Here is a 24,395-nt window from a genome sequence, read left to right on the forward strand (position 1 = left end):
CAGGGGCAGCCTCGGCCAGCCCCAGGCCAGAGGGGTTGGAGGGCTTGCGCAGCTGCCAGCGCCGCCCGCCTCGGACCAGCCTCAATCTCTTCAAGGAGTTCCGGCTCTTCAGGAGACTCCGGGCGCCGTGACCTCGGCCGTCACCTCGCCGTCGGCGAACTCCAGGCGCAGGGCCGTGCCGGGCCGCAGCCCCGCCGCGCGCGTCACGACCTCGCCGCCTGCACCACGGACGAGAGCGTAACCGCGGGCCAGCGTGCGTCCGGGAGTCAGGCCCAGCGCCTGACGCATAAGGGCGTCCACCTCCAGGGCCGCGCGGTCGGCGGCGCGCCGGGCAGCCAACCCGGCCCGGTCGTGTGCCCAGTCGGCTGCCGCCGCTGCGTCCACCAGCACCTGCGCCGCATGGGCGCGGATGGTCCGGGCATCCTCCTGGGCCTGGGCCGCCGCCGCCGCGACGGTGCGCACGATCAGGGCCGCTGCCTTGCTCGGCGTGTCGGTCCGCACGCAGGCCACCTCATCGGGCAGGGTGTCGTCGCGGGCGTGGCCTAGACCCGTGATGACCGGCGCGGGAAAGGTCGCTAGGTCGCGCGCCACCCCCAGGTCGTTGAGCCAGGCCAAGTCTGTTACAGCCCCGCCCCCGCGGATCACGACCAGGGCGTCGAGCGGGGCCTCGGCGTGGGCCTCGCGCGCCTGCGAGATGACCGCTCCCAGGCTGGCCGACGCCGACGGTCCCTGGAAAGTGGCCTCCAGGTACACGAATTCGGTGACTCCGGCGGCCTCCAGCGGATCGGTCTCGCGCCGGAAGTCCCCCAGTCCCGCCGCCCCGGTGGGCGAGATGACCGCCACGCGGCCGAAGTCGGTCGGCGGGGGCAGCAGGCGGTTCAGGCCGTAGACCCCCTCGGCGACCAGGGCCGCCCGCAGGGCGTCGAGGCGCAGCGCGGCGTCGCCCAGGGTGTATTCGGGCGAGAGGTCGAGGATATTGAGCGAAAAGCCGTACTGCGGATGAAAGTCCGGCTGACAGAACAGCAGCACCTTGAGGCCGGCGGTGAGGCCGCCCCCGGTCGCGCGGCGGAACTTGCCCTCCGTCTCGAACCGGTCGCGCGCCCACAGCGTCGCGCGGCATTTGGCGACCTCGCCGCCCTCACCGAGCTGCACGAGGTCGAGGTACAGGTGGCGCCGGTCGGTGAGGCTGGCGATCTCGGCGCGCACCCACACCGCTCCCGGTACCCCGCGCGCGATGACCTGACCGACATACGCCAGAACGTCCGCAAGGTCGAGAAACTGCTCGGGAGGCCGGGCCGGCTCGGCCTTCTTGCGGCTCCGGCGCCCGGCAGTCACAGCCGCGCTCCGAGCAGCCGGCCCGCGACGGCCGCGCCCAGCCCCAGCACCACGCTGACGGCCGCGTAGGTCAGGGCCCAGGCCACCTGGCTGCGCAGCAGCAGGCCGTCGATCTCAGTGGTGAAGGTCGAGAAGGTCGTGAAGGCCCCCAGTACCCCCGTGCCGAACGCCACGCGCGCCGCCTCGGGCCACACGCCCCGGCCCACGAGCGCCAGGGTCAGGCCCAACAGAAAGGACCCCCCCACGTTGATGGCCAGCACGGCGAGCGGCAGCCCCGTGCGGGTAGTGAGCGGCAGCAGGGCCAGCACCACCCCCTGACGCAGGCCCGCGCCCAGCGCTCCGCCCGCGAGCAGCCACAGCCACAGCGACAACTTCATGGGCGCAGCATAGGCGGGCCGGGCGCGCGCGATGGTGGGCCGGGGCGGGCCCGGACGCGGTCAGTCGAGCTCGACCAGGGTGTTGGTGAAGCTCATGTAGACCTCCGCGTGGTCGCCGCCCTCGTCGTCGTTGCGGAGATTGAGCTGATGGTTGGTGGCGGCCGGGTTGTGGGCGGTGTTGCGGACCACCACGATCTCGAAACTGCCCGTGCCGTCGAGGTCGTTCGTACCTTCGGACGTGCCCTCGAACAGCCGGCCGTCGCCGTGCACCGTGACGCGCCCGTCGCGCGCCGCCTGCGCCCGGAAATCGAGCTCGACCCTGCACTCTCCGCCCCAGCGCACCGGGGTCAGGCTGAAGAACGAGGCGGGCTGGTCCTCGTTCAACACAAGGCTGAAGCGCTGGGTATTGTCGACGTGTTCGTCGGACTCGGGCCAGTTCTCGTCGTCGGTTCCCTTCACATTGATGATGGCAGTGACCAACCGGCTCATGTGGACCTCCCCTGTGCGTTCCCTCCGCAGTGAATGGGCGAAACTTCCGTCCGGGCCGCCGCCTGCCTGCACGCCACCTCCCCGGCCCGCACCGGAACTCCGGGGTCTGGGGCCACTCATGGCCCCAGCCTAGGCCGTGGGGCGTTGCTCCGGCGTTGCGGAACGCCTGCGCATCCGGCGGCCATCCATCCCACAGTCACGCCGCGCGGATAGCATGGACAGCGATGATCCGCGCCAAGCGTCTGGACAATGGGCAGGCCCTGGAGTGGACCGGGCAGTCGGAGGGGGTCTGGGTGGACGCCCACGACCCCACGCCCGAAGAACTCGCGCGTCTACGCGCCGCCTTTCCCCTCAACCGCCTCGCGCTCGACGACGCCCTGGAACGCGGCCACTGGTCGCGCGCCGAGCAGTACCCCGAGCATTCATTCATCACGGTGCGCAGCTTCACGCGGCCGGCCGACCCCGACGAGTTCACCGAGCGCCTGAGCCTGTTCGTATTTCCTCACGCCGCCCTGAGCCTGAGCCACACCGGCACCCTCGCGCTGACGGCCGTGTGGGAGCTCGTGGGACGCGACAGCGTAAACACGGCGCAGGAGGTGACCTACGAGCTGCTCGACGCCACCGCCGACACCTTTTTTCAGCTCAGCGACGCATTGGAGGCGCGGGTCGAGACGCTCGAGGAACAGGTGTTCCGCGACCAGCGCAGCAACCCGGTGGGGCCGGTCTTCGAGCTCAAGCACCTGCTGGCCCAGGCCCGGCGGCTGGCGAGCGAGGCGCGCGAGGCGACCGCGCTGCTGGGCCGCCACGCAACCGGCACGAGCGCCGACCTTGTGCGCTACCGCGACGTGCAGGACAGCTTCACGCGCGTGAGCAGCCGCCTCGACGGGCTGCGCGACTTCCTGACCAGCCTGCTCGACCTGCACCTGAACCTCCAGAGCCAGCGCATGAACGAGGTGATGCGCACCCTGACGGCCGTAAGCGTCATCTTTCTGCCCCTGACCTTTCTGGCAGGCGTGTGGGGCATGAATTTTGAGCACATGCCCGAACTCAAGAGTCCCTACGGCTACCTCTTCGCGTGGCTGAGTTTCGCGGCGGTCGGGGGCGTGCTCGCGGTGTACTTCAAGCGCCGGGGCTGGTGGTGAACCGGGAAGGCTAGAGGCGCGGCAGCAACGTCACGATGACCGCGACCGTGACCACCGAGGTCAGGGTTGAGAGCAGGACCACGCCCGCCACGGTGTCGGTGTCGCCGCCGTACTCGCGGCCCAGCAGCAGGGCATTGACGGCCGTAGGCATTCCGGCCGAGAGCACGAGTACCGCGAGCGCCTCGTGCCGGAGCCCGGCCAGCGTGCCCACCCCCAGCGCAACGAGCGGCCCCCCGACGAGCCGCGCCGCCGCCGCCAGCCACAGCCGCCCGTGCAGCCGCGGCCAGCCGCCTGCGCCCAGTTGCAGCCCCAGCGAAAGCAGCACCATCGGCAGGGTCGCCTGTGACAGCAGCTCGACCCCCCGCGACACGCCCGCCGGCACGGGCAGGTGTAGCAGCCGCCACGCCAGGGCCACGAGCGCCACCGTGATGGCCGGCAGCCGGAACAGGGTCTGGAGCAGGCCCCACACGCCCCGGCTGGCCGCGCCGCCGTACAGCACCGGCCCGACCACGTACATCCCGACGAACGACATCAGAAAGAGCAGCGTGGCCCGGTCGAACCCCGCCTGCCCGAAGGCGAACAGGGCGATGGGCAGCCCCATGTTGCCGCTGTTCCAGATGCCCACACTGGCCGCGAGACTGCGCTGCTCCGGCCGGGAACGGCCCACCCCACACAGCCACCCCAGCCCGACGCACAGCACGAGTACGCCCAGGTAGGCGCCGCCGAGTTGCAGGGCCTCGGCGGCGCGCACAGGGGTGGTCAGGACCGTGTTCAGCACGAGCGCCGGGCTGAGCAGGTACAGCGTGACCCGCGAGATGGTGGCCTGATCGATAGGCAGGCGCGAGGAGAGCAGCGCGCCCAGTCCCGCCACCAGGATCACCGGAAAGAGGACGGTGCCGAGCGCTTGGAGCATGATGCCCATGCTGGCACGGCGGCAGCGTGCAAAACTGCCCGTGTCCGGGGAACACGGGCGGCGCTAGGTCTGCCGGATCGGCAAGACGTGGCAGGGAGATCTCCCCCACCCTCTGCGCCTTACAGCGCTTCGAGCATGAGGCGGTCGGGGTTCTCCAGCAGGCGGATGACCTCCTTGCAGAACCGGGCGGCCTCGGCGCCGTCCACGAGGCGGTGGTCGAAGGACAGCGACAGGTACATCATGTGCGCCACGACGATGTTGTCGTCCTCGTCCACGATGGGCCGCTTGACGATGCTGTGCACGCCCAGGATCGCCGCGTCGGGCACGTTGATGATCGGGAAGGAGAACAGCGCCCCGATGGACCCGATGTTGGTGATGCTGAAGGTGCTGCCCGCCAGTTCGTCGGGGGCGAGCTTGCCCGCCTGCGCCCGCCCGGCGAGGTCGGTGACTTCGCGCGCGAGGTCGAAGATGCTCTTGTGGTTCACGTCGCGCAGCACCGGCACGGTCAGGCCGGCGTCGGTCGCCACCGCCATGCCGAGGTTGTAGTAGCGCTTCTGCACGATCTCGCCCGTCGCCTCGTCAAAGGAAGTGTTCAGGCTGGGGTACTTGCGCAGCGCGGTCGCCACCGCGCGGAAGATGAAGGGCAGGTACGACAGCCGCACGCCCGCCGCCTGCGCGTCGTCCTTGACACGGGCGCGGAACTCGACGAGGCGGGTCAGGTTGACCTCGTCCACCGTCAGGGTGCGCACGGTGTAGAGGTGCGAGGCCTGCATCTGCGTACTGATCGCCCGGCGCATTCCGCGCAGGGGCACGCGGTCTTCCAGATGCTCGTAGCCCTTGGGCGTGCGGTACTGCACCGGGGGAACAGGCAGGCCGCTGCCCGACGGAGCGCGGGGTGCGGGCTGGGGCGCCGGGGCGGCAGGCGTGGGCGCGGCCTGCGCCGCAGCCGGGGCAGCCGCCACCGGCGCCGCCCGACCCGCTTCGCTGTGCGCCAACACGTCCTGCACCCGGATCCGGCCGTTGGGGCCGCTGCCACCGACCCCGGCCAGGTCCACACCGAGTTGGCGGGCCAGTTGGCGCGCGGCAGGTACCGCGAGAACCCGGCCGTCGGCCCTGGCCGCCGCTGCGGCCACCGGCCTACGCTCCAGTACGCCCGTGCCGGCGGTGCTGCTGCCCGGCGCGCCGCTGCCGCTGCGGCTCCCCAGACCCTGAACCTTGACCTGCTCGTCGCTGGCAAACGCCTTGAAGAGGCTGGCCGAGTCGTCGTCGGCCTTGGGCAGGTGCGTCGCCTCGACGATGCTGCCGCCGACCTGCTCACGCTCCTCCTGGGCCTGGGGGGGCAGAGTGTCGGCGGCCGGGTTGCCGGCACTGTCCTGGATGGCCTGCTCCGGGCTGGGCGTGGACGCGCCCGCCGCGCCGCCCTCGTCAATCACGGCGATGGCCGCGTGGACGGCCACCACGTCACCCTCCTGCGCCAGCCGTTTGTGCAGCACACCCGCGACGGGACTGGGCAGCTCGACCGTCACCTTATCGGTCATGACCTCGCACAGGGGCTGTTCCAGGGCGATGTCGTCGCCTTCCTCGACGAGCCACTTCAGGATTTCACCTTCGACCACACTTTCGGCCAGTTCGGGCAGCAGCACTTCTTTCATAGGGAACCTCGTTGTGGAGATGTTTGCGGGCGCGTCAGCGCAGCCAGAAGGCGCGGATCAGGCCGTAGACGAACAGCAGCGCTCCCAGTACCTGAATCCAGCGCTCGCCCCGGCCGTACACCCAGGCCGCGGCGCCCAGCAGCGCGAACAGGGCGCCGATGAGCAGGCTCTGCCAGGGCTCGGCGAGGCGGTTGGCCAGGGCGTACAGCCCGAACCCGATCAGCAGGCCCAGGACGCTCAGGAGGGGACGCGACAACTCGAACTTCATGCTTCAGGCTACGGGAGATCGGTTGGGCCGAACTGCATTCCGAATCTTCTGGAAAGTCGCGGGAAGATTGTGCATTCCGTCCAGCCCACCTGCCGCTTCTCGCTCCGCTCGGAAAATCATTCGTCATGACTTCCGCGGTTCAGTAGTTCAGCGCGCGGACGCAGGCCGCCGCGACGCGGTTGGGGCCTGGCAGATACACCTTGTCCTGCACGTAGGGATACGGCGTGTCGAAGCCCGCGACCTGCACCACGGGGGCCAGCAGCGAGTCGAAGGCCTGCTCCTGGATCACGTAGGCCACCTCACCCATGAAGTTGGCGGTGCGCGGCGCCTCGCTGACCAGAACGGCGCGGCCGGTCTTCTCGACGCTCGCCAGCACCTTCTCGCGGTCCCAGGGCACCAGCGAGCGCAGGTCAATGACCTCCACGCTCACGCCCTCGGCGGCCAGCGCGTCGGCCGCTTTTTCCAGGTCGGGCATCACGCCGCCGTACCCGATGAGCGAGAGGTCGCTGCCCTCCCGGCGCACGGCCGCCTCGCCAATTCGGACGGTGAAGTCGTGGCCCGGCACCTCGCCCCGCGCCGCGCGGTACAGCCGCTTGGGCTCGAAGAAGATGACCGGATCGTCGCCCCGGATGGCCGCCTTGAGCAGTCCCTTGGCGTCGTAGGGCGTGCTGGGCATGAGCACCTTGAGGCCCGGCGTATGCGCGTAGTACGCCTCCGGACTCTGCGAGTGGTGGTGCCCGCCCTTGACCCCGCCGCCCGACGGCGTGCGGATCACCAGCGGCGCCGTGAACTGCCCGCCCGAGCGGTAGCGCATCTTGGCTGCCTGACTGATGATCTGGTCGAAGCCCGGCCCCATGTAGTCCGCGAACTGGATTTCTGCGACCGGGCGCAGGCCGCGCACCGCCATCCCCACCGCCGCCCCGACGATGCTCGCCTCGGAAAGCGGAGTATCGAAGACGCGGTGCTTGCCGAAGCGTTCCTGAAGGCCGGCAGTTGCCATGAACACGCCGCCGCGCGCGCCCACGTCCTCGCCGAACAGCACGACGCGTTCGTCACGCGCGAGTTCCTCGGCGAGGGCCTCGGTCACGCCCTGGATGAGATTGATGGTCCGGGGTTCGGCCTCTCCCCCGCCCTGCCCGGCGCCCGGCGCCCTGACCGCGTCCTGCGTGGCGGTCATGCACGGCCTCCATTCTGCGCAGCGGTCTGCTCGGCGCGCAGCTCGCGCTCCTGCTCGCGCAGGTGGGGCGGCAGGTCGGCATAGACGTCCTCGAACACGATGCGCCAGTCGGGCTGGCCGGTCGCCTCGGCGCGGCGCACCTCCTCGTCCACCTCGCGGTGGGTGCGGGCGATCAGCTCAGCGCGCTCGGCAGAGTCCACCGGGTGCCCCAGGTGGGCCAGGAGCGCCTCGACACGCGCGATGGGGTCACGCCCCAGCCACTCCTGCACCTCCTCGCGGGTGCGGTAGCTCTTCTCGGCGTCGGCGTCGGCATTGCTGTGCGACCCCACGCGGTAGGTCAGGCACTCGACCAGCGCGGGGCCGTTGCCGGCGCGCACCCACTCGGCAGCGTGCGTGCAGACCTCGATGACGGCCACGATGTCGTTGCCGTCTACATAGAAGCCCGGCATCCCGTACGCCTTGGCCTTGATGTGGATGTTCTCGCTAGCTGTCTGGGCCTTGAGGTTGGTGCTGATGGCCCACTGGTTGTTCTCGCACACGAACAGGCAGGGGGCCTGCGCCGCGCCGGCCATGTTCAGGCCCGCGTGCCAGTCGCCCTCGCTGGTGGCCCCGTCCCCGAAGGTCGTGACCGTGATCTCGTCGGTGCCCAGGTACTTCTGCGCCATGGCGTTGCCGGCGGCAGGCGGCACCTGCGACGCGATGCTGGAACTGATGGACACGAAGTTCTGCGCGCGCGCCGCAAAATGGTGCGGCATCTGGCGGCCACGGGAAGTGTCCGAGTTGGTGCCCAGGCACTGGCTCAGCAGCTCGAACATGGGCACGCCCATCGCCAGGCCCAGCGTGTGGTCGCGGTAATACGGCCAGACCCAGTCGTGACCCACGCGGATGCTGCGTGCGAGGCCCACCTGGGTCGCCTCCATGCCGCTCGACTGGGCATAGAAGGTCGTGCGGCCCTGACGCAGCAGGGTAATGAGTTTGCGGTCGAATTCGCGCGCGCGCAGCATCTGGGCATGCAGGTCGCGCAGCCGCTCGGGCGTGAAGGAAGGGGGCAGCGGCCGCAGCGGCACGCCGTCCTCCGCCACGTAGCGGATCGGCTGGGATGTAAAGGGCTGGATCATGACGGTGCAGGCCTCCGGAAACGGGGGCGCGGAACGCCGCACCTGCGGCTCCGCCTCCCCGAAAGAATCTGTCTAGCTAACGCTCGTTAGGTATTTTAGGGGCAGAAGCGTGAAGACTCTGGTTGTCCAGTTTGGGTGGACAAGGGGTCTGCCCGCCTTCCGCGACCCACCTCACGCTGCGTCAGGGCGGCGCCCGGTACACTGGGAGGGTTATGAGTGCCTGGAACGTCCTGGTCATCGGTGGGGGTCATGCGGGCCTCGAAGCGGCCTGGGCCGCCGCGAAGTTCTCACGCGTGGCGTTGCTCATCGGCAACCCGGCCACGGTGGGCCGGATGCCCTGCAACCCGGCGGTCGGCGGTCCCGGCAAGAGCCAGCTCGTGTTCGAGGTACAGGCCCTTGGCGGCTTGATGGGCCAGTTGGCCGACGACACGGCCATTCACACCCGCGTCCTGAACGCGAGCAAGGGCCCGGCGGTCCAGTCACTGCGCGTACAGAACGAGCGCGACGCCTACGCCGAGCGTGCCCAGGACGTGATCTTCAGTCAGCCCGAGATCGAGATCGTGCGCGGCGAGGCAGCCGACTTGGAGAGCGACGGGCGCGGCGGCTGGACCGTGGTCACGACCGACGGGCGGCGCCTTGAGGCCCGCAGCGTGGTCGTCGCGGCCGGGACCTTCATGCGCGGCGTGACGTGGTACGGCCGCCACTCGCGCCCCGAGGGCCGGCAGGGCGAGCCACCCTCGCGCTTCCTCTCGGCGCCGCTGGCCCGTGCGGGTCACATTCTCAAACGCTACAAGACGGGCACGCCCCCCCGCGTGCGGGCCGACTCGGTACGGTTTGGTGACCTGCTCGAAATCCCCGCCGATCCTCAGCCACGCGGCTTTACCGGCCGCCCCGGCCCCCGCGCCGCCGAATCGCCGACCTGGCAGACCCACACCACGGCCGAGACGCACCGCCTCATCCAGGAGAACCTCCACGAGTCTCCGATGTACGCGGGCGACATCGAAGGTCTGGGACCGCGCTACTGCCCGAGCATTGAGGACAAGGTCGTGAAGTTCGCGCACCACGACCGCCACCTGCTGTTCGTCGAGCCGGACGGCATCCAGACGAGTGAGGTGTACCTTCAGGGCTTCAGCTCCTCAATGCCGCCCAAGTTGCAGGACCAGCTCGTGCGGACCCTGCCGGGCTTCGAGTCGGCCGTCATCCAGCGCTACGCCTACGCGGTCGAATATGACGTCGTGGACTCGACCGAGCTGACCCTCAACCTCGAGTCGCGCGTCATGCCGGGCGTCTTCACGGCCGGCCAGATCAACGGGACCAGCGGCTACGAGGAGGCGGCAGCGCAGGGGCTGGTGGCGGGCACGGCGGCGGGGCGGCGCGCGTTGGGCCTGGACGAAGCGTTCATCGGCCGTGAAACCGGGTACCTGGGCGTACTGCTCGACGATCTGGTGTTCAAAGGGAGCGACGAGCCCTACCGCATGATGACCAGCCGCGTCGAACACCGTCTACTGGTTCGTCAGGACAACGCCGACGAGCGCATGACTCCCCTGGGGCACGCCCTGGGACTGGTTGGCGACACCGAACTGGCGCGGGTGCAGGCCAAGTACACGCGGGTCGCGGCCGGCAGCGAGGCGCTGCGCCGGCAGCGGGCGAACGGCCAGACTGGCGACGCCTGGCTGCGGCGTCCCGAGTTCGCCCTGGCGGATGTCGAGGCGCTGGGAGTCACCCTGCCCGAACTGAGTGCCGACGAGCGCGAGGCCGTCGAGATCCGGGTGAAATACGCCGGCTATATCGACCGGGCCCGTCAGCAGCTCCGCGCTGAGGACCGTGCGCGCGACCTCAGCCTGCGGGGCGTGGAATTCGCCGGCGTCGCCTCGCTCTCCAACGAGGCCCGCGAGAAGCTCGCGCGGCTGCAGCCGCAGACGGTGGCGCAAGCGTCGCGCATCTCGGGAGTGCGCCACGCTGACATCAGTGCCCTGCTGGTGCATCTGCGGCAACGGGGTGTTTCACGAGAAACCTGACGGTGAAACATCCGAGACGGCCAGAGCTGCGGAGCGGGACGACCATCCCGCTTTTTTGTTGGCTTGACCTCCCTACCGTTTCACGGGAAACTTGACGGTGAAACAAGGAGGACCGCACTTGGCGACATTTGGAGAAGGCCTGCTGTTGGGCGTCCTGATTGGCGAGGGGCATTTCGGCGGAGACGGCAAACAGCCGCAGGTGACGGTGCGGATGCATACCCGGCACGAGCGTCTGTTCCAGACTCTGCTGGGCCTGTGCCCAGGCTCGAAACTCTACGGGCCCTACCACCACGGTGGCCGGCACTACTATCAGTGGATGGTGCGCGGTGACGCGCTGCGGGAGACGCTCGTGCCGGTGCTCGACGGCCTGCCACTGGAAGACACCGACGCGCACGTGTACGAGCGCTATCAGGACATGAAACGGAGGTACGACTTATGACGCCGGACGGCGAAACCCTGCTGATGGACGGGGGACGGGCGCTGGGGCTGGACCTCGCGCCGCACCTGCCCGCCTTTGCCGAACTGCTGCGGCTGCTTCAGGAAGGCAACGCCCGCCTGAACCTGACGGCTCTCAAGACCGAGCGCGACATCGTGCTCAAACACTTCGTCGACTCGCTGAGCTGTCTGCGCGGCGGCGACCTGGACGGAGAAGGCCTCGTGCTCGACCTGGGCACGGGCGCCGGCTTTCCCAGCCTCCCGCTGGCCATCGTGCGGCCGGAGCTCGACCTCGTGCCGCTGGACTCGGTCGGCAAGAAGATCCGCTTTGTCGAGGAGACGGCGGCGGCCCTGGGTCTGGACAACGTGCGCCCGCTGGTCGGCCGCGCCGAGATGCTGGGCCGTCAGGAGGAACACCGGGGAGCCTACGACCGCGTGGTGGCCCGCGCGGTGGCGGCGCTGCCTGTCCTGGCCGAACTGGCGCTGCCCCTGCTGCGGGTAGGAGGCCGGCTGGTCGCCCAGAAAGGCGCGATCACCGGTGAGGAACTGCGCGCCGGGCAGCGGGCGGCCGGCGAGGTCGGCGGACAGGTTCAGGCGGTGGACGCCTTCGAGCTGCCGCTGTCGGGCGACGCCCGCACCCTGATCGTGGTCACGAAGACCAGGCCCACCCCGGCGAAATACCCCCGGCGCGAGGGCGTGCCGAACACGCAGCCCTTATTCTGGACGGCGAAGTGAAACGGCTTGCACTGGCGGAGCGCCCATGAAGACCCTGGGCGTGGTGAATCAGAAGGGCGGCGTCGGCAAGACGACCACCGCCGTCAACCTGGGGGCGTATCTGGCGGCGGGGGGCAAGAAGGTCCTGCTGCTCGACATGGACCCGCAGGGCAACGCCACCAGCGGCCTGGGCCTGCGCGGCGCGGCGCACGGGCTGTACGAGGCGCTCGGGGAACCCGCCCGCGCCGCCGAGTTCACGTTGAGTACGGGCCAAGCGGGGCTGGACGTGCTGCCGGCCACCCCCGACCTCGCGGGCGCAGGCGTGGAACTGGCCGACGACCCCGACGCCCTGGCGCGGCTGCTCGCCAGCCTGAGCGGCTACGACCTCGTGCTCATTGACGCGCCGCCCAGTCTGGGGCCGCTCACCGTGAATGTGCTGGCCGCCGCCGACGCGCTCCTCATTCCGCTTCAGGCCGAGTATTACGCGCTGGAAGGCCTCGCCGGCCTGATGGAGACGGTGAGCCGGGTCCAGGGCGGCCTCAACCCCCGCCTGAAGGTCCTGGGCATCATCCTGACGATGTTCGACGGCCGTACCAATCTGGCGCAGGAGGTCGAGTCGTCGGTGCGCCAGCACTTCGGAGAACTGGTGTTCTGGTCGGTCGTGCCGCGCAACGTGCGCCTCTCGGAAGCGCCGAGCTTCGCCAAACCCATCAACGCCTTCGCGCCGCTGTCAAGCGGGGCCGCCGCCTACAAGCGCCTGAGCGAGGAGGTGCTGCAACGTGTCGAAAAAATCTAGCCTGGGACGCGGCCTCGACGCCCTCCTCAGCCGGCCGGCTGCCGAGGCGGGCACGCCCAGCCTGAACGTGCAGACCCTGAAGACCGAGCGCATCTCACAGGCGGCCTACCAACCCCGGCAGGTCTTCGCGCCCGAGGCGCTGGCCGAGCTCGCGCAGAGCATCCGCGAGAAGGGCGTGCTGCAGCCGCTGCTCGTGCGTCCGCGCGGCGACGCCTTCGAGATCGTGGCGGGCGAGCGGCGCTGGCGGGCCAGTCAGCTTGCGGGCCTGACCGAACTGCCAGTCATCATCCGCGACCTAGGCGACCGCGAGGCGCTGGAAATCGCCATCGTGGAGAACCTGCAGCGCGAGGACCTGGGACCGCTGGAAGAGGCGCGGGCCTACCAGGCGCTGCTCGATCAGGGGCTGAACCAGGAGGGCGTGGCCCAGGCGGTCGGCAAGGGCCGCAGCACCGTGGCCAACGCGCTGCGGCTGCTGACCCTGCCGCCCGAGGCCCTGCGCGCCCTGGAGGCGGGGGAGATCAGTGCCGGACATGCGCGGGCCATCCTCGCGCAGCCGGATGCCGACCGGAGCTGGGCTCTGGAACAGATCCGCAGCCGCAGCCTGAACGTGCGCGGGGCCGAAGCCTTGAAGCGTGAATTGCCGGGGCACAAACCCATCGCCGTCAAGCCGCCGCGTACCTACCGGCAACTGGAACTCGACCTCAGCCGCCGCACTGGAACCAAAGTGCGGATCACCGGCGAGGACCAGGGCCGCATCGAACTGAACTACGGATCGCGTGAGGAACTCGACCGCATCCTGGATCTGCTGGGCTACGCCGCCGAATAGGTGCACAGGAAAGGGGCCGGAAAGCACACGGCTTCCGGCCCCTTTCCCACGCCTTACTTCTTCGTACCGACCCGGAAGATGTTGGGCCAGGGGCGGTAGGTGCTCTTGAGAACGTCCTGCTTGAAGGACTTGCCATCCCGCAGGAAGCTGCGCGTGACCTCAATGACGGCTCCCGGCGCGGCCCAGTCCACCTGCGTACGCTGGCCGGCCGGCATGGAGGCGTCGTAGATCAGGCGGTCGGCAGGTGAGGGCGTGGACTTGAGGGTACGCGGCGCGCCGATGCTGACCGTGTAGTCACGCGGACGCCCGAAGACGTGCACCGTCAGGACAGACGATTCGTCGTCCCAATCGGTCTGAAACCACAGCGCGCCGCCGGAATCGTTGGCGAACTTGAGGTCCAGGGTGGGCTGGTAGATGGTCGCGTCAAGGCCCTGCGGATCGTAGTAGTGCACCTGATACGAGTGGTTCTGACGCTGCACGATGGGCAGCCCCGCGCCGTACAGCGCGCGGAAGACGGTCGTGCTGACCTGACAGATGCCGCCGCCCACGCCGGTGGCCGTTTGGTCTCCGGCGATGACCAGTCCCGGCACGTAGCCGTTGCGGGCGCTCACCGGCCCGATGAGGGCGTTGAAGGACACCGTCCGGGCCTCGACCAGCCGGTCCTGGAAGTTGCGCGCCCCGACATGGATGTTGGTCACGCGGGCGTCACTGCTGCCGTAGTAGCTCGTCTGCCCGGTGGCGTAATAGGCGGTGACTCCGCGCGACATGAAGAAGTCCAGGGTGCGCTTAGGAGGAGTCTGCCCGGTCACGACCACGTTCGCCTGCACGCCGCGCGGGTCTTTGAGCGCCGCGAGCACGGCTGCGCGGGTGGCCGGCAGGTCCACCGTCAGGGCGTTGCGCTGCACGACGCCCCAGCCGCTGCCGACCGGCTCGAAGCGGGCGTCGCGTGCCGGCCCGGCCACCGAGGCCACGAAGCGGGTCAGGTCGGCGTCGAGGCTCTCGGTGAGGGTCCCGCGCGCCCGGAGCTGCGCCATGCGCGCGCCCGGAATCGAGAGGGTCTGCACGAAGGGCACAGTCGTCTTCTTGCCGTCCACGATGGCCGGCAGCGCCGCCTTGACCGAGATGAGCAGAGGCGCGCTGACGGCTGGCCGGGGAGCGGCGGGCGCGGGCGGGGTCCGTGCAGGCGCTACCGGGGTAGGTACGATGGGAGCCGGGGCTGGAGTCGGTGTCTCCAGCGGGAGTGTGACCGGCGCCGGCACCCCAGGGGTGGTCGCCGGCTCGCTCGGAGGCAGGACGGGCACGGCCGGAATCTGGACGGGCGTGGCCGGAGCTGCCGGAGTCTGGGTCTGGGCGACGGCGGTCTGGACCGGGCCGAGGGCGAGCAGGGCACCCAGCAGGGCGCGGTGGAGGCTCTTCATCGCCCCGCAGTATCCCACGGGCCCGCGCCCACACGATGAACGGCGGCTGACCACCGGGGCCAGCCGCTTCATGAACCGGGGCGCTCAGGCCGGACGCAGTTCGCGCGTGCCGAGCTGCTGCTTGATCTCCGCGACCGCCAGCAGGGCGTGGTGCCGCCCGTTCTCGATGAACACCTGGTTGGTGCGGCCCGCGAAACCGGCCGAACCGACCACGAACAGGCCGGGCACGCTGCTCTGGTAGTGCTCGTCGAGCACGAGGCACTCGTCGGGCTGCGCGGCGAGGTTCAGGTCTGCCAGGAAGGACAGGTCCGGGCGGTAACCCGTCAGGGCGAAGGTGAAATCGGTGGGCAGCTCCCAGGTCGTGCCGTCCTCACGCTGCACCCGCACGTACTCGGGGTGAATCTCAACGACGCGCGAGTTGAACTGCGCCGCGATGCTGCCCTCCTTGATCCGGTTTTCCAGGTCGGGGCGCACCCAGTACTTGATGGTGCTCTTGAGTTCGGGGGCGCGCACGACCATCGTGACCTTCGCGCCGCCGCGCCACAGGTCGAGCGCCGCGTCGGCCGCCGAGTTGCCGGCCCCGATGACGGTGACATTCAGGCCCATGAAGGGATGCGCCTCGGTGTAGTAGTGGCTGACGTTCTCGGAGTCCTCGCCGGGAATTCCCAGGCCCAGCGGGTTGTCGTAATAGCCGGTCGCCACGACCACGCGCCGGGCCTCGACCACGCCGGGCGTGCCGTCACGCCGCTCGATCTCCAGCGTGAAGCCGGCGGGCGCGGCGTGCACCCGGGTAACCTCGGTGTACTGCTCGACCTTCAGTTCCTCGCGCTGGGTCACGAGGCGGTAGTACATCAGCGCGTCGCGGCGGTCTGGCTTGTCATGGCCGGTGACCATCGGGTGATTGCCGATCTCGAGTTCGGGGGCGGTCGTGAAAAAGCCCATGTAGGTCGGGTACTCGAAGATCGCGTTCACCACGCAGCCCTTTTCCAGGACCACGTAACTCAGGCCCGCACGTTTACAGGCGATGGCGGCGGCGAGCCCGACCGGCCCGGCCCCGACGATGGCAACGTCCAGAAGCGCACTCATGCAGGCCATTGTGTCAGGACAGAGGGCGAATAACCGTAAGGTGAAGAGAAAGTCGGCGGGCCGGGACTTCCCGGCTTTTCTTGACCGCGTTCCAAAGTAGAGAAGAGCGCGCCGGGGAAGGGGATACTCGGGACTGTATCCGTGGGCCACGTCTCTATGCACGCTCAGACGACCCACGGCTCAGGAGAACTGCCATGACGAACGCCACCCCGCCCACTTCCGCCCCGCTGCCCCGCATCATCCAGGGCGGCATGGGGGTCGCCATCTCGGACTGGGGACTGGCCCAGGCAGTGTCGCGCACGGGGCAGCTCGGCGTGGTTTCGGCCACCGGCATCGACAACGTGCTCGTGCGCCGTCTCCAGGACGGCGACCCCGGCGGTCACGTCCGGCGCGCGCTAGAGCACTACCCCGATCAGGACGCGGCGGCCGCCGCCGTGAAGGCCTACTTCCTGCCGGACGGCCGCGCCCCGGAGCAGCCCTACAAGCGCGTGCCGCTGCCCAGTCTGAAGAGCCACCGCACCGCCTGGAGTCTGGCAGTCATGGGCGGTTTCGTCGAGGTGTGGCTGGCCCGCGAAGGCCACAGCAACCCGGTCGGCGTGAACCTGCTGACCAAGTTGCAGATGCATACCCTGCCCTCGCTGTACGGCTCGGTGCTGGCCGGGGTGGACACGGTGATCATGGGCGCGGGCATCCCGCGTGAGATTCCCGGCGTGCTGGACAACTTCGCCCAGGGCCTGCCCGGCTCGGTGCGGCTGGACGTGAAGGAAGCCGAGAGCGGCGGCCCGCTGCTCACCTTCGACCCGGCCGAGTACGGCTTCGGGGGCGTGACCCTGGCGCGGCCGAAGTTCTATCCCATCGTGACCTCGCATGTGCTGGCCGGTGTGCTGGCCCGCAAGGCGAGCGGGTCCATCGAGGGATTCATCATCGAGGGTCCGACCGCCGGGGGCCACAACGCCCCGCCGCGCGGGCAGGTCACCTACGACGAACTGGGCCAGCCGATCTACGGCGAGCGCGACCTAGCCGACCTGAACGAGATGCGCAAGCTGGACCGGCCCTTCTGGCTGGCGGGCAGTCACGGTAGCCCCGAGGCGCTGCAATCGGCGCTGGACCAGGGCGCGGCTGGGGTCCAGCTCGGCACGCTGTTCGCCTTCTGCACCGACTCGGGGATGCGGGACGAACTACGGGTGCGCGTGCAGCGCCGTGCCCACGAGGACCGCCTGACGGTCTTTACCGATCCGCTCGCCTCGCCCACCGGCTTTCCCTTCAAGGTGGCGCAGCTGCCCGACACGCTGGCCGAGGAAGAGCTGTACCAGGCCCGGACGCGCATCTGCGACGTGGGCTACCTGCGCGAGGCCGCCGAGGTGGACGGCAAGGTCGTGCTGCGCTGCCCCGCCGAACCGGTAGACGCCTTCCTGAGCAAGGGCGGCAAGCTGGAGAACACCGTGGGCCGCAAGTGCCTGTGCAACGCCCTGCTGGCCGACGCCGGCTACGCCCAGATCCAGAAGGGCGGCTTGATGGAGCTGCCGCTGGTCACGAGCGGCGACAGCATCAGCGACATTCCCAAGTGGCCCGAGGGCTACAGTGCCGCCGACGTGATCAACACGCTGTTGGCCGGAGTCCAGAGCCCCGCACTGAGCGTCTGATCCGGAACGGCAGAAAGAGCGGCACAGCGAGGCTTCATCGCCTCCACTGTGCCGCTCTTTCTGCCACTCTGTTGCCCATCAGACCGTCATTTTTCCTGATGAATCAGCACTCGAAGCTGTACTGGTTGGATTCGAAAAAATAATCCTTCTGCGAGAAGTCCAGGGAAGCGGTCACCAGGTGGGGCGCGAGCAGAAGAGCCTGCCGGTAGGAGACGACAGGAAAAGAGTCGAAGATGTAGGGTTCCCGCGTCCCGTCAGGGGCAAACTGCTCTCTGACCAGTTCCGGGTCGCAGTCCGGAAGCTCGAACCGCCGCTCCAGCCGCTCCGAATGCCGGTCGAACTCATACAGGGCGTAAACGTACGGTCTCGGCGTCTTCATCGGTCAGGGCTCTTGGGTCAGCTGCGGCTTCAGGGCACGGCGGCCAGTCAGGACGGCCAGGGCCACGGGCCAAATGGCCGGAGCAGGCGACGAATTTGTTCGAGACAGCCCGGCCCGAACTCAGCGTACCCGCGTCCCCGGCCCCGTGACAGCCGCCCCGCCGGAAGTCGCCCCTTATAGACTGAGGCGCTATGACCCAAACCCGCAAAGAGTCCGACACGATGGGCACGCTGGACGTTCAGGCCGACCGCTACTGGGGCGCGCAGACCGAGCGCAGCATCCACAACTTCCCGATCGGGCGCGACACCTTCGTCTGGGGCCGGCCCGTGATCCGGGCGCTGGGCATCCTGAAAAAGGGCGCGGCGCAGGCCAACGCCGATCTGGGCGAACTGCCCCGCGACGTGGCTGACCTCATCGTGCAGGCGGCCGACGAGGTGATCGCCGGGAAGCTCGACGACCACTTTCCGCTTGTGGTCTTTCAGACCGGCTCGGGCACCCAGAGCAACATGAACGCCAACGAGGTCATCTCCAACCGCGCCATCGAGATCGCGGGCGGCGAGATGGGCTCCAAGAAGCCGGTCCACCCCAACGATCACGTCAACCGGGGCCAGAGCAGCAACGACACCTTCCCGACCGCCATGCACATCGCGGTGGTACTGGAACTCAACGAGCGGCTGTACGGCGCGGTGGGCAAGCTGCGCGACACGCTGGACGCCAAGGCGAGGGAGCACGCCGGGCTGGTCAAGGTGGGCCGCACGCACCTTCAGGACGCCACGCCCATCACGCTGGGACAGGAGATCGGCGGCTGGGTGGCCCAGCTCGACTACGCCCTGGCCGAAGTCCGGCACGCGGGCGAAGGCCTGCTGGACCTCGCCATCGGCGGTACGGCGGTCGGCACCGGCCTGAACGCGCACCCGCAGTTCGGGGACCTGGCCGCCGAGAAGTACGCGGCCGAGACCGGCTTCGCCTTCCGCTCGGCCGAGAACAAGTTCGCCGCCCTCTCGGCGCATGACGCGCTGGTGCAGACCTCGGCCGCGCTACGGACCCTGGCCGGCGCCCTGATGAAGATGGCGAACGACGTGCGCTGGCTGGCGAGCGGCCCGCGCAATGGCATCGGCGAGATCACCATTCCCGAGAACGAGCCGGGCAGCTCCATCATGCCGGGCAAGGTCAACCCGACCCAGAGCGAGGCCATGACGATGGTCGCCACCCGCGTGTTCGGCAACGACGCCACTGTGGCGTTCGCAGGGTCGCAGGGCAACTTCCAGCTCAACGTGTTCAAGCCGGTGATGGTGCATGCCGTCCTGGAAAGCATCCGCCTGATCGCGGATGCCTCGCTGGCCTTCAATGACAACTGCGCGACCGGCATCGAACCCAACCTGCCCAAGATCGAGCAGAACCTGAGCATCAACCTCATGCAGGTCACGGCCCTGAACAAGCACATCGGCTACGACAAGGCCGCCGCCATCGCCAAGAAGGCCCACAAGGAGGGCAGCAGCCTGAAGGCGGCCGCCCTAGCCCTGGGCTACGTCACCGACGCCGAGTTCGATGAGTGGGTCGTGCCGCTCGACATGACGCACAACTAGTCGGAATCGCCGGGGGTGGGCCGGAGGCACTGCACTTCGACCCGCCCCTGGCGCGTTCGGGAGGTGCTCCCACCTCGCCCGATCCTTCCAGGGCGCGCCGCCTTCATCAGGTCAGGGAAGGCGACGAATCTGTAGAGCAGCCGTAAGACCAAGTAGGTGAATTTGGCCGACTGGGAGCGAGAAAACTCAGCCCTTCGATTTCTCTTTTTATTATGTTTTTGACATAATATGTGTTATATTCTTCGTATGAAGAACGCCTCCCTGACCCTGGAATTTGGCACCGTGCGCCTGCCTGTCAGCGCGGACGGCCTCCTCCACGCGCCTACTGCCCTGGGGCAGCTGGGCCTCAACCCGGCCGAATGGACCCACCTCGCGACCACCCATGACCTGCCCGGTGACATGCGCGACTTCGGGGCCGGCCCCGAAGCGACCCTGAGCGTGCCCGACTTCGCGCGCCTGGCCTTCACGCTGGACACGCCGCAGTCCCGGCGCTGGCGCAAGCGGGCCCAGGAGCTGCTGGCGCGCGCCATGCAGGGCGACGTGCGCCTCGCCGCGCAGGTGGCCGAGCGGAATCCCGACCCCGAAGCCCGCAGATGGCTGGCCGCCCGGCTGGAAAGCACCGGCGCCCGGCGCGAACTTATGAGCACGGTGGCCCGTCACGGCGGCGAGGGCCAGGTGTTCGGGCAGCTGGGCAGCATCAGCAACCGCAGCGTGCTGGGCGTGAGCAGCGCCGACATCCGGCGCGACCGCGGCGTCAAGAACACCCGCGACGGCCTGAGCAGCACCGAACTGCTGCGCCTCGCGTACCTCGACACCGCCACCGCGCGGGCCATCCAGGAACGCAGCGCGCACGGCAACGCGGCGATCCTGCGCCTGCACGAACACGTCGCCCGCCACGAGCGTCAGGGCTGGCAGGCCCCCGCCCCCCAGGTCGGCTAGGGCCCGCCGCCTACTCCTGGCCCGCATCCTCTGTGTCTGCGGGCTTTTCGCTCATCCGGGGCCGCTAGAATCCGGGGCGTGCCGCCCAGTGCCCCGCCCCGCCGCGTGATCCGGAACACCCCACCGTGCCGCTGAAACTCCCGCGTTACGTGCTGCGCGAGGTCATGGGGATGTACCTTGCGGGCCTGGCCCTGTTCCTGATCCTCCAGATGACCGACGCCTTGAGCAGCACGGTCGGCAAGGCCCTGACCTACAAGGCCACCTTCTCCGAGACGGGGGCGGCGTTTCTGGGCATCCTGCCGACGTTCGTCAACCGTTCGCTCGTGCTGGCGGTGCCGTTCGGCATCCTGCTGGGGCTCTCGCGGCTGCAGCGCGACAGCGAGGTCAAGGCCCTGCTGGCGGCCGGTGTGCGCCCGCTGAGCGTGATCTGGCCCCTGCTGCTGCCCTTCGCGCTCGTGGGTGGAGTAGCCTTCGTGAATGCCGGGAGCGTCGTGCCGGCGGGCCTGGACCGCTGGGACCGCACCTGGTACGGCATCTTCGGGATGGCCAACCCCATTCCCAGCCAGGACCGCTACACCTACGCGCCTCCTGGGGCCCTGTACTACGCCGGGCGGGTGCTGAACGACAGCAGCGGCGCGGGCGCGCAGCTCTCGGGCGTGATGGTCCAGCGCGGCGACGAAATCCTGACCGCCCAGACCGGACGCTGGAACGCCCAGGCCCAGACCTGGACCCTCGATTCGCCCTGGGTCACGCGTACGGGGCAGGCCCCCGCCCAGCAGACCGGACCGGTGACGGTGCCGCAGCAGGACCGTCTGGAGCCGCCGCCCCCCGATCCCAAGAAGATCAGCAACGCGCGGCTGCGCGCCGAGCTGGCCCGGGACGATCTTGGACGTGAGGCCCGGCGTGACTACACTTACCAGCTCGCCGCGCGCTACGCCGACCCCTTCACGCCGGTCGCTTTCGCGCTGGCGGCCGGCGCCCTGGGGCTGCTGTTCCGCAGCCGCGCGGCGGCGACGGCGGCCGTGATCGTCTTCATCGCGGGCTTCTACGTGCTGTGGGAGACCATGCCCACCCTCGCCCGCTCGGGGGCCGTCGGGCCGGAGGTGGCCGCGTGGCTGCCCAGCGTGCTCTTCAGCCTGCTGGGGCTGGGGCTGGCCTGGAGGCTGAACCGATGAGCCGCCCAGCCTCCGGACCCGTGCCCACGCCCAAACCCGCACGGCGCTCCGGTCGGTGGCCCGGCCTGCGGCTGTTCGAGCGCTACGTCCTGGGCGAGATCGTGCCGCCGCTGCTGGGAGCGCTGGCGGTCGTGATCCTGCTCCTCGTGCTCGCGGCCCTTCAGGACGTGATCGCGCCGCTGCTCGCCAAGGGGGCCAGCCCGCTGCTCGTGGCGCGGTTGCTGGCCCTGAACATCCCCGAGGCGGTGGCCCGCGCGCTGCCCATCGCCCTGATGTTCGCGGCGCTGCTTGGCCTGTCGCGTCTCGCGGCCGACTCGGAGATCAAGGCGGCGCTGGCGGGCGGGGTCGCGGTCACGCGCCTGCTGCGCCCGGTGCTGGCGCTGGCCCTGGGGGTCACGGCGCTGTCCTTCGCCATCGGCGAGGGCCTGATGCCGCGCGCGCAGGTCGAGGTCCAGAAGGTCCAGCGCCAGATCGTGTTCGACAACCCGCGCGTGATCGGGCTGGGAAGTACCGACGCGCAGGGCCGCTCCCTGGTCCTTACCGACGCCCTGGGCCGGGCCATCAGCGTGGGCGAGGTGCGGCCGGGCGGCGAACTGGGCGACCTGCGTATCGTGACCATGCAGACCGCGCAGGCGCCGCGCGAGGTCATCACGGCGAGCCGGGGGCGGCTGACTCCGGGCAGCAACGTGCTGGAACTCGAAGACGGGCAGCGCGTCACCTACCAGAATTCGCGCCCGGTCACGGTGCTGAGCTTCGAGAAGGGCACGCTGCCGGTGCAGGACGTGCAGACGAGTTTCGACCCCAACGCGGCAAGCAGCGGGCAGGTGCAGCCCATCTACCTGCCCCTGCGCGAGCTGCTGGCTCGCACGGCGGTGTACCGCGCCCAGCATGTCGCCTCGCCTGCCGATTTCATGGCGCTGCACCGCAAGTTCGCCGAACCGCTGGTAGCCCTGGCCCTGGCCTTTTTCGCCGTGAGCCTCGCCGTGTATACCTTCCGCAGCGGCCTGAACCTGGGCCTGACCTGGGCCATCTTGCTGGCCTTCGCGTACTACGCCACCTGGAGCGTGTTCAAGGTGCTGGGCGAACAGGCCGCGCTGCCCGCCGCGCTCGCCGCCTACACCCCCGACCTCATCGCCGTGCTGGCGGGGGCGGCGCTGCTGTGGCGCTCGGCGCGGCGCTGACCGGCGCGGCTCAGCCCGCCTCGCCGAAGGCGTCGCGCAGCCGCAGCACGAACACCTGAAAGCTGAGGCTGGGGCTGGCGTAGGCTTCCAGAGCGCCCTGCAGTTCGTCCAGCGCGGTGTCGGCGCGGGCACGGGCAGCAGGAAGTCGCTCACGCCATACGAAGCGCAGGGTCTCGGGGTGCCACGCGGCCTCCCAGCGTTTTTCCAGGGCCTCGGCGGCGCCCAGCGCGGCCAGCAGCGGGCCGCCCAGTGCGGCGTCGAAGGTGCGGGCGTCGTCCAGCGCGGTGCTCACGGCGGCGTGCTCGGTCAGGACCCCAGCACGGCCCCCCGCGAAGGCGATCAGGTCTTCGCCCGCGTCCACACCGGCACGGACCAGGGCGCGCCCGAGCGCTTCGTCGCTGGCGGGGGCGACCCCCAGGCGGGCGCTGCGGCTCACGATGGTGGGCAGCACGGCGCGCAGGTCCTCGGCCAGGAACAGGAACAGTGCCCCGTGCGGCGGCTCCTCGACGAGTTTGAGCAGGGCATTGGCGGCCTCGGGACCCAGGTACTCGGCACCCACCACCGTCACCACGCGCCGCCGGAAGGTCGGACGGACCTCCAGGAATTCGTAGACGTGCGTCTCGTAGTCGCGGCCCTTGTCGCGGCCCTGCAGGATCGCCCCGATAGGGATGATCTTGCGCCGCGCCGCCTTGCCGGTGGTCGTCGTGGCGCGCGGCTCGACCGTCAGGAGGTCGGGATGGGCGCCCGCCGCCAGCGCGCGGCACGACGGGCACGTCCCGCAGGCCTCGCCGTACATACCGCGCGTCCCGGTGCAGTTGTGCTGGGCAGCAATGGCGCCGGCCAGGGCCAGCTTGCCTACCCGCGCCGGGCCGGTGAGCAGCAGCGCGTTGCCCCGGAAGGCGCCGGTCTGTTCGAGCAGCGGGCCGTGCAGCGCCGCCGCGTCCGGCAGGGAGGGAAGGGCCGTCATTTGCCGATGGCGAGCCGGGCCGCGAGCACCGGCGGCAACCCGGCTTCCAGGATCGCCTCCTGCGTGCGGGCGATGTCGTAGGGCACGCGCCGGACCTCGAAGGACCCGCGCGCCGTGTCGAAGATGGCGTAGCTGGCGTCCGGGTTGCCGTCGCGCGGCTGGCCCACGCTGCCGGGGTTCAGGACGAGGCGGGCGCTAGGCGGCACGAGGTAGGAGCCGCCGTCGGGAAAGGGCTGGGCCTTGATCCACTCGCCGACCGGGGCGTTCAGGGTGGCGTATACACCCGGCACGTGGGTATGCCCGACGAAGCCCAGACGCCCCTGCCACTGCGCGAACACGTCACGGGCGGCCGTCACCGAGTCCATGTAGTTGTCGAGACTGGTCGGGGTGCCGTGGCGGTAGCGCGCGCCCACGTCGGGGTCGTCCACGCCGTCGCGCCAGGTCCGCACCCAGTTGACGTCGCGCTCGCTCAGGCGCGCGAGCTGCCAGCGCAGGGCCACCGACACCACGCTCTCCTTGTACTCGCGTTTCTGGTCGGCGTACTCGAGCAGCATCTGGTCGTGGTTGCCCAGAATGCAGGTCGCGTCGAGGTCACGCAGGGTATCAAGGACCGCCTGCGGGTGGGGACCGTATCCCACCGCGTCGCCCAGATGCACGGCGCGGTCGTAGCGCCGCGTCTCGGCGTCACGGAGGACCGCCCCCAGTGCGGCGTGGTTGGCGTGGATATCGGAAAGCAGCAGCAGCCGCACGCCCCGCATAAT

Annotated in this window: 24 protein-coding genes; 11 read left to right on the top strand and 13 right to left on the bottom strand. The window is 69.8% G+C overall.

The features are described from left to right. Window positions 1-108 precede the first annotated feature (108 nt). The 3 genes from xseA to ASF71_RS13620 are packed head-to-tail and all read right to left on the bottom strand — an operon-like array spanning window position 109 to window position 2,201. Window positions 109-1,335: an exodeoxyribonuclease VII large subunit gene (gene xseA / locus ASF71_RS13610; protein ID WP_056301155.1), complete on the bottom strand. Its 1,227-nt coding sequence runs from the start codon at window positions 1,333-1,335 to the stop codon at window positions 109-111. Then, window positions 1,332-1,712 carry a CrcB family protein gene (locus tag ASF71_RS13615; RefSeq protein WP_056301159.1) on the bottom strand — a complete coding sequence of 127 codons (381 nt, stop codon included), beginning with the start codon at window positions 1,710-1,712 and terminating at the stop codon, window positions 1,332-1,334. The genes xseA and ASF71_RS13615 overlap by 4 nt, the downstream gene beginning before the upstream one ends. Window positions 1,713-1,772: 60 nt before the next feature. Next, window positions 1,773-2,201, bottom strand: coding sequence for a hypothetical protein (locus tag ASF71_RS13620; protein ID WP_156372823.1), 429 nt, complete (start codon window positions 2,199-2,201; stop codon window positions 1,773-1,775). 224 nt (window positions 2,202-2,425) lie between these two features. On the opposite strand from ASF71_RS13620, the gene ASF71_RS13625 reads away from it, so the two are divergent. Further along, window positions 2,426-3,343: a magnesium transporter CorA family protein gene (locus ASF71_RS13625; RefSeq protein WP_056301164.1), complete on the top strand. Its 918-nt coding sequence runs from the start codon at window positions 2,426-2,428 to the stop codon at window positions 3,341-3,343. A gap of 10 nt (window positions 3,344-3,353) precedes the next feature. Here the strand turns inward: ASF71_RS13625 and ASF71_RS13630 are convergent, their stop codons facing one another. The 5 genes from ASF71_RS13630 to ASF71_RS13650 all read right to left on the bottom strand — a co-directional run bounded on the left by ASF71_RS13630 (window position 3,354) and on the right by ASF71_RS13650 (window position 8,471). Continuing rightward, a complete protein-coding gene (locus ASF71_RS13630; RefSeq protein WP_235514455.1) occupies window positions 3,354-4,256 on the bottom strand; it encodes an AEC family transporter in 903 nt (300 codons plus the stop codon). A gap of 119 nt (window positions 4,257-4,375) precedes the next feature. Then, the gene (locus ASF71_RS13635) at window positions 4,376-5,908 is read right to left on the bottom strand and encodes a dihydrolipoamide acetyltransferase family protein (protein WP_056301170.1); all 1,533 of its coding nucleotides are present in this window, start codon (window positions 5,906-5,908) and stop codon (window positions 4,376-4,378) included. Between the two features lie 34 nt (window positions 5,909-5,942). Beyond that, window positions 5,943-6,176 carry a hypothetical protein gene (locus tag ASF71_RS13640; RefSeq protein ID WP_056301173.1) on the bottom strand — a complete coding sequence of 78 codons (234 nt, stop codon included), beginning with the start codon at window positions 6,174-6,176 and terminating at the stop codon, window positions 5,943-5,945. A 139-nt stretch (window positions 6,177-6,315) separates the two neighbouring features. Further along, on the bottom strand, window positions 6,316-7,353 hold the full coding sequence (locus ASF71_RS13645) for an alpha-ketoacid dehydrogenase subunit beta (protein ID WP_056301176.1): 1,038 nt from the start codon (window positions 7,351-7,353) through the stop codon (window positions 6,316-6,318). Next, window positions 7,350-8,471: a thiamine pyrophosphate-dependent dehydrogenase E1 component subunit alpha gene (locus tag ASF71_RS13650; RefSeq protein ID WP_056301179.1), complete on the bottom strand. Its 1,122-nt coding sequence runs from the start codon at window positions 8,469-8,471 to the stop codon at window positions 7,350-7,352. Before ASF71_RS13650 ends, ASF71_RS13645 begins: the two co-directional genes overlap by 4 nt. A gap of 212 nt (window positions 8,472-8,683) precedes the next feature. Here ASF71_RS13650 and mnmG point away from each other — a divergent pair, with 212 nt between their 5' ends. The 5 genes from mnmG to parB all read left to right on the top strand — a co-directional run bounded on the left by mnmG (window position 8,684) and on the right by parB (window position 13,260). Then, entirely contained in the window at window positions 8,684-10,489 is a 1,806-nt protein-coding gene (gene mnmG, locus ASF71_RS13655) for a tRNA uridine-5-carboxymethylaminomethyl(34) synthesis enzyme MnmG (RefSeq protein WP_056301181.1), read from the top strand. A gap of 118 nt (window positions 10,490-10,607) precedes the next feature. Further along, a complete protein-coding gene (locus ASF71_RS13660; protein ID WP_056301185.1) occupies window positions 10,608-10,928 on the top strand; it encodes a hypothetical protein in 321 nt (106 codons plus the stop codon). Beyond that, a complete protein-coding gene (rsmG, locus tag ASF71_RS13665; protein WP_056301188.1) occupies window positions 10,925-11,659 on the top strand; it encodes a 16S rRNA (guanine(527)-N(7))-methyltransferase RsmG in 735 nt (244 codons plus the stop codon). Before ASF71_RS13660 ends, rsmG begins: the two co-directional genes overlap by 4 nt. 25 nt (window positions 11,660-11,684) lie before the next feature. Beyond that, window positions 11,685-12,434 carry a ParA family protein gene (locus ASF71_RS13670; RefSeq protein WP_056301189.1) on the top strand — a complete coding sequence of 250 codons (750 nt, stop codon included), beginning with the start codon at window positions 11,685-11,687 and terminating at the stop codon, window positions 12,432-12,434. Then, complete coding sequence (gene parB / locus ASF71_RS13675) at window positions 12,418-13,260, top strand: ParB/RepB/Spo0J family partition protein ParB (protein ID WP_056301191.1); 843 nt, start codon at window positions 12,418-12,420, stop codon at window positions 13,258-13,260. Before ASF71_RS13670 ends, parB begins: the two co-directional genes overlap by 17 nt. A gap of 53 nt (window positions 13,261-13,313) precedes the next feature. Here parB and ASF71_RS13680 read toward each other — a convergent pair whose 3' ends face one another. Both ASF71_RS13680 and ASF71_RS13685 read right to left on the bottom strand, forming a co-directional pair. After that, on the bottom strand, window positions 13,314-14,678 hold the full coding sequence (locus ASF71_RS13680) for a VanW family protein (RefSeq protein ID WP_056301192.1): 1,365 nt from the start codon (window positions 14,676-14,678) through the stop codon (window positions 13,314-13,316). A gap of 84 nt (window positions 14,679-14,762) precedes the next feature. After that, window positions 14,763-15,764, bottom strand: coding sequence for a YpdA family putative bacillithiol disulfide reductase (locus tag ASF71_RS13685; protein WP_056301664.1), 1,002 nt, complete (start codon window positions 15,762-15,764; stop codon window positions 14,763-14,765). 194 nt (window positions 15,765-15,958) lie between these two features. Here ASF71_RS13685 and ASF71_RS13690 point away from each other — a divergent pair, with 194 nt between their 5' ends. Next, on the top strand, window positions 15,959-17,407 hold the full coding sequence (locus tag ASF71_RS13690) for a nitronate monooxygenase (RefSeq protein WP_056301194.1): 1,449 nt from the start codon (window positions 15,959-15,961) through the stop codon (window positions 17,405-17,407). Between the two features lie 103 nt (window positions 17,408-17,510). Here the strand turns inward: ASF71_RS13690 and ASF71_RS13695 are convergent, their stop codons facing one another. After that, a complete protein-coding gene (locus tag ASF71_RS13695) occupies window positions 17,511-17,786 on the bottom strand; it encodes a hypothetical protein (protein ID WP_056301198.1) in 276 nt (91 codons plus the stop codon). 191 nt (window positions 17,787-17,977) lie between these two features. On the opposite strand from ASF71_RS13695, the gene fumC reads away from it, so the two are divergent. The 4 genes from fumC to ASF71_RS13715 all read left to right on the top strand — a co-directional run bounded on the left by fumC (window position 17,978) and on the right by ASF71_RS13715 (window position 22,667). Then, window positions 17,978-19,372, top strand: a complete 1,395-nt coding sequence (fumC, locus tag ASF71_RS13700) for a class II fumarate hydratase (protein ID WP_056301201.1) — start codon at window positions 17,978-17,980, stop codon at window positions 19,370-19,372. 246 nt (window positions 19,373-19,618) lie between these two features. Beyond that, on the top strand, window positions 19,619-20,311 hold the full coding sequence (ddrC, locus tag ASF71_RS13705; RefSeq protein WP_056301205.1) for a DNA damage response protein DdrC: 693 nt from the start codon (window positions 19,619-19,621) through the stop codon (window positions 20,309-20,311). 125 nt (window positions 20,312-20,436) lie between these two features. Beyond that, window positions 20,437-21,486 (top strand): LptF/LptG family permease, encoded by a 1,050-nt coding sequence (locus ASF71_RS13710; RefSeq protein ID WP_200939713.1) that lies wholly within the window; start codon window positions 20,437-20,439, stop codon window positions 21,484-21,486. Window positions 21,487-21,551: 65 nt separating this feature from the next. Then, window positions 21,552-22,667 carry an LptF/LptG family permease gene (locus tag ASF71_RS13715; protein WP_056301667.1) on the top strand — a complete coding sequence of 372 codons (1,116 nt, stop codon included), beginning with the start codon at window positions 21,552-21,554 and terminating at the stop codon, window positions 22,665-22,667. A gap of 10 nt (window positions 22,668-22,677) precedes the next feature. On the opposite strand, the gene ASF71_RS13720 is transcribed toward ASF71_RS13715, so the two are convergent. Both ASF71_RS13720 and ASF71_RS13725 read right to left on the bottom strand, forming a co-directional pair. Then, the gene (locus tag ASF71_RS13720; RefSeq protein ID WP_056301206.1) at window positions 22,678-23,634 is read right to left on the bottom strand and encodes a DNA polymerase III; all 957 of its coding nucleotides are present in this window, start codon (window positions 23,632-23,634) and stop codon (window positions 22,678-22,680) included. Then, entirely contained in the window at window positions 23,631-24,392 is a 762-nt protein-coding gene (locus tag ASF71_RS13725) for a metallophosphoesterase (protein WP_056301207.1), read from the bottom strand. The genes ASF71_RS13720 and ASF71_RS13725 overlap by 4 nt, the downstream gene beginning before the upstream one ends. Window positions 24,393-24,395: the final 3 nt, after the last annotated feature.

It is taken from the genome of Deinococcus sp. Leaf326 (assembly GCF_001424185.1).
Lineage (GTDB): Bacteria > Deinococcota > Deinococci > Deinococcales > Deinococcaceae > Deinococcus.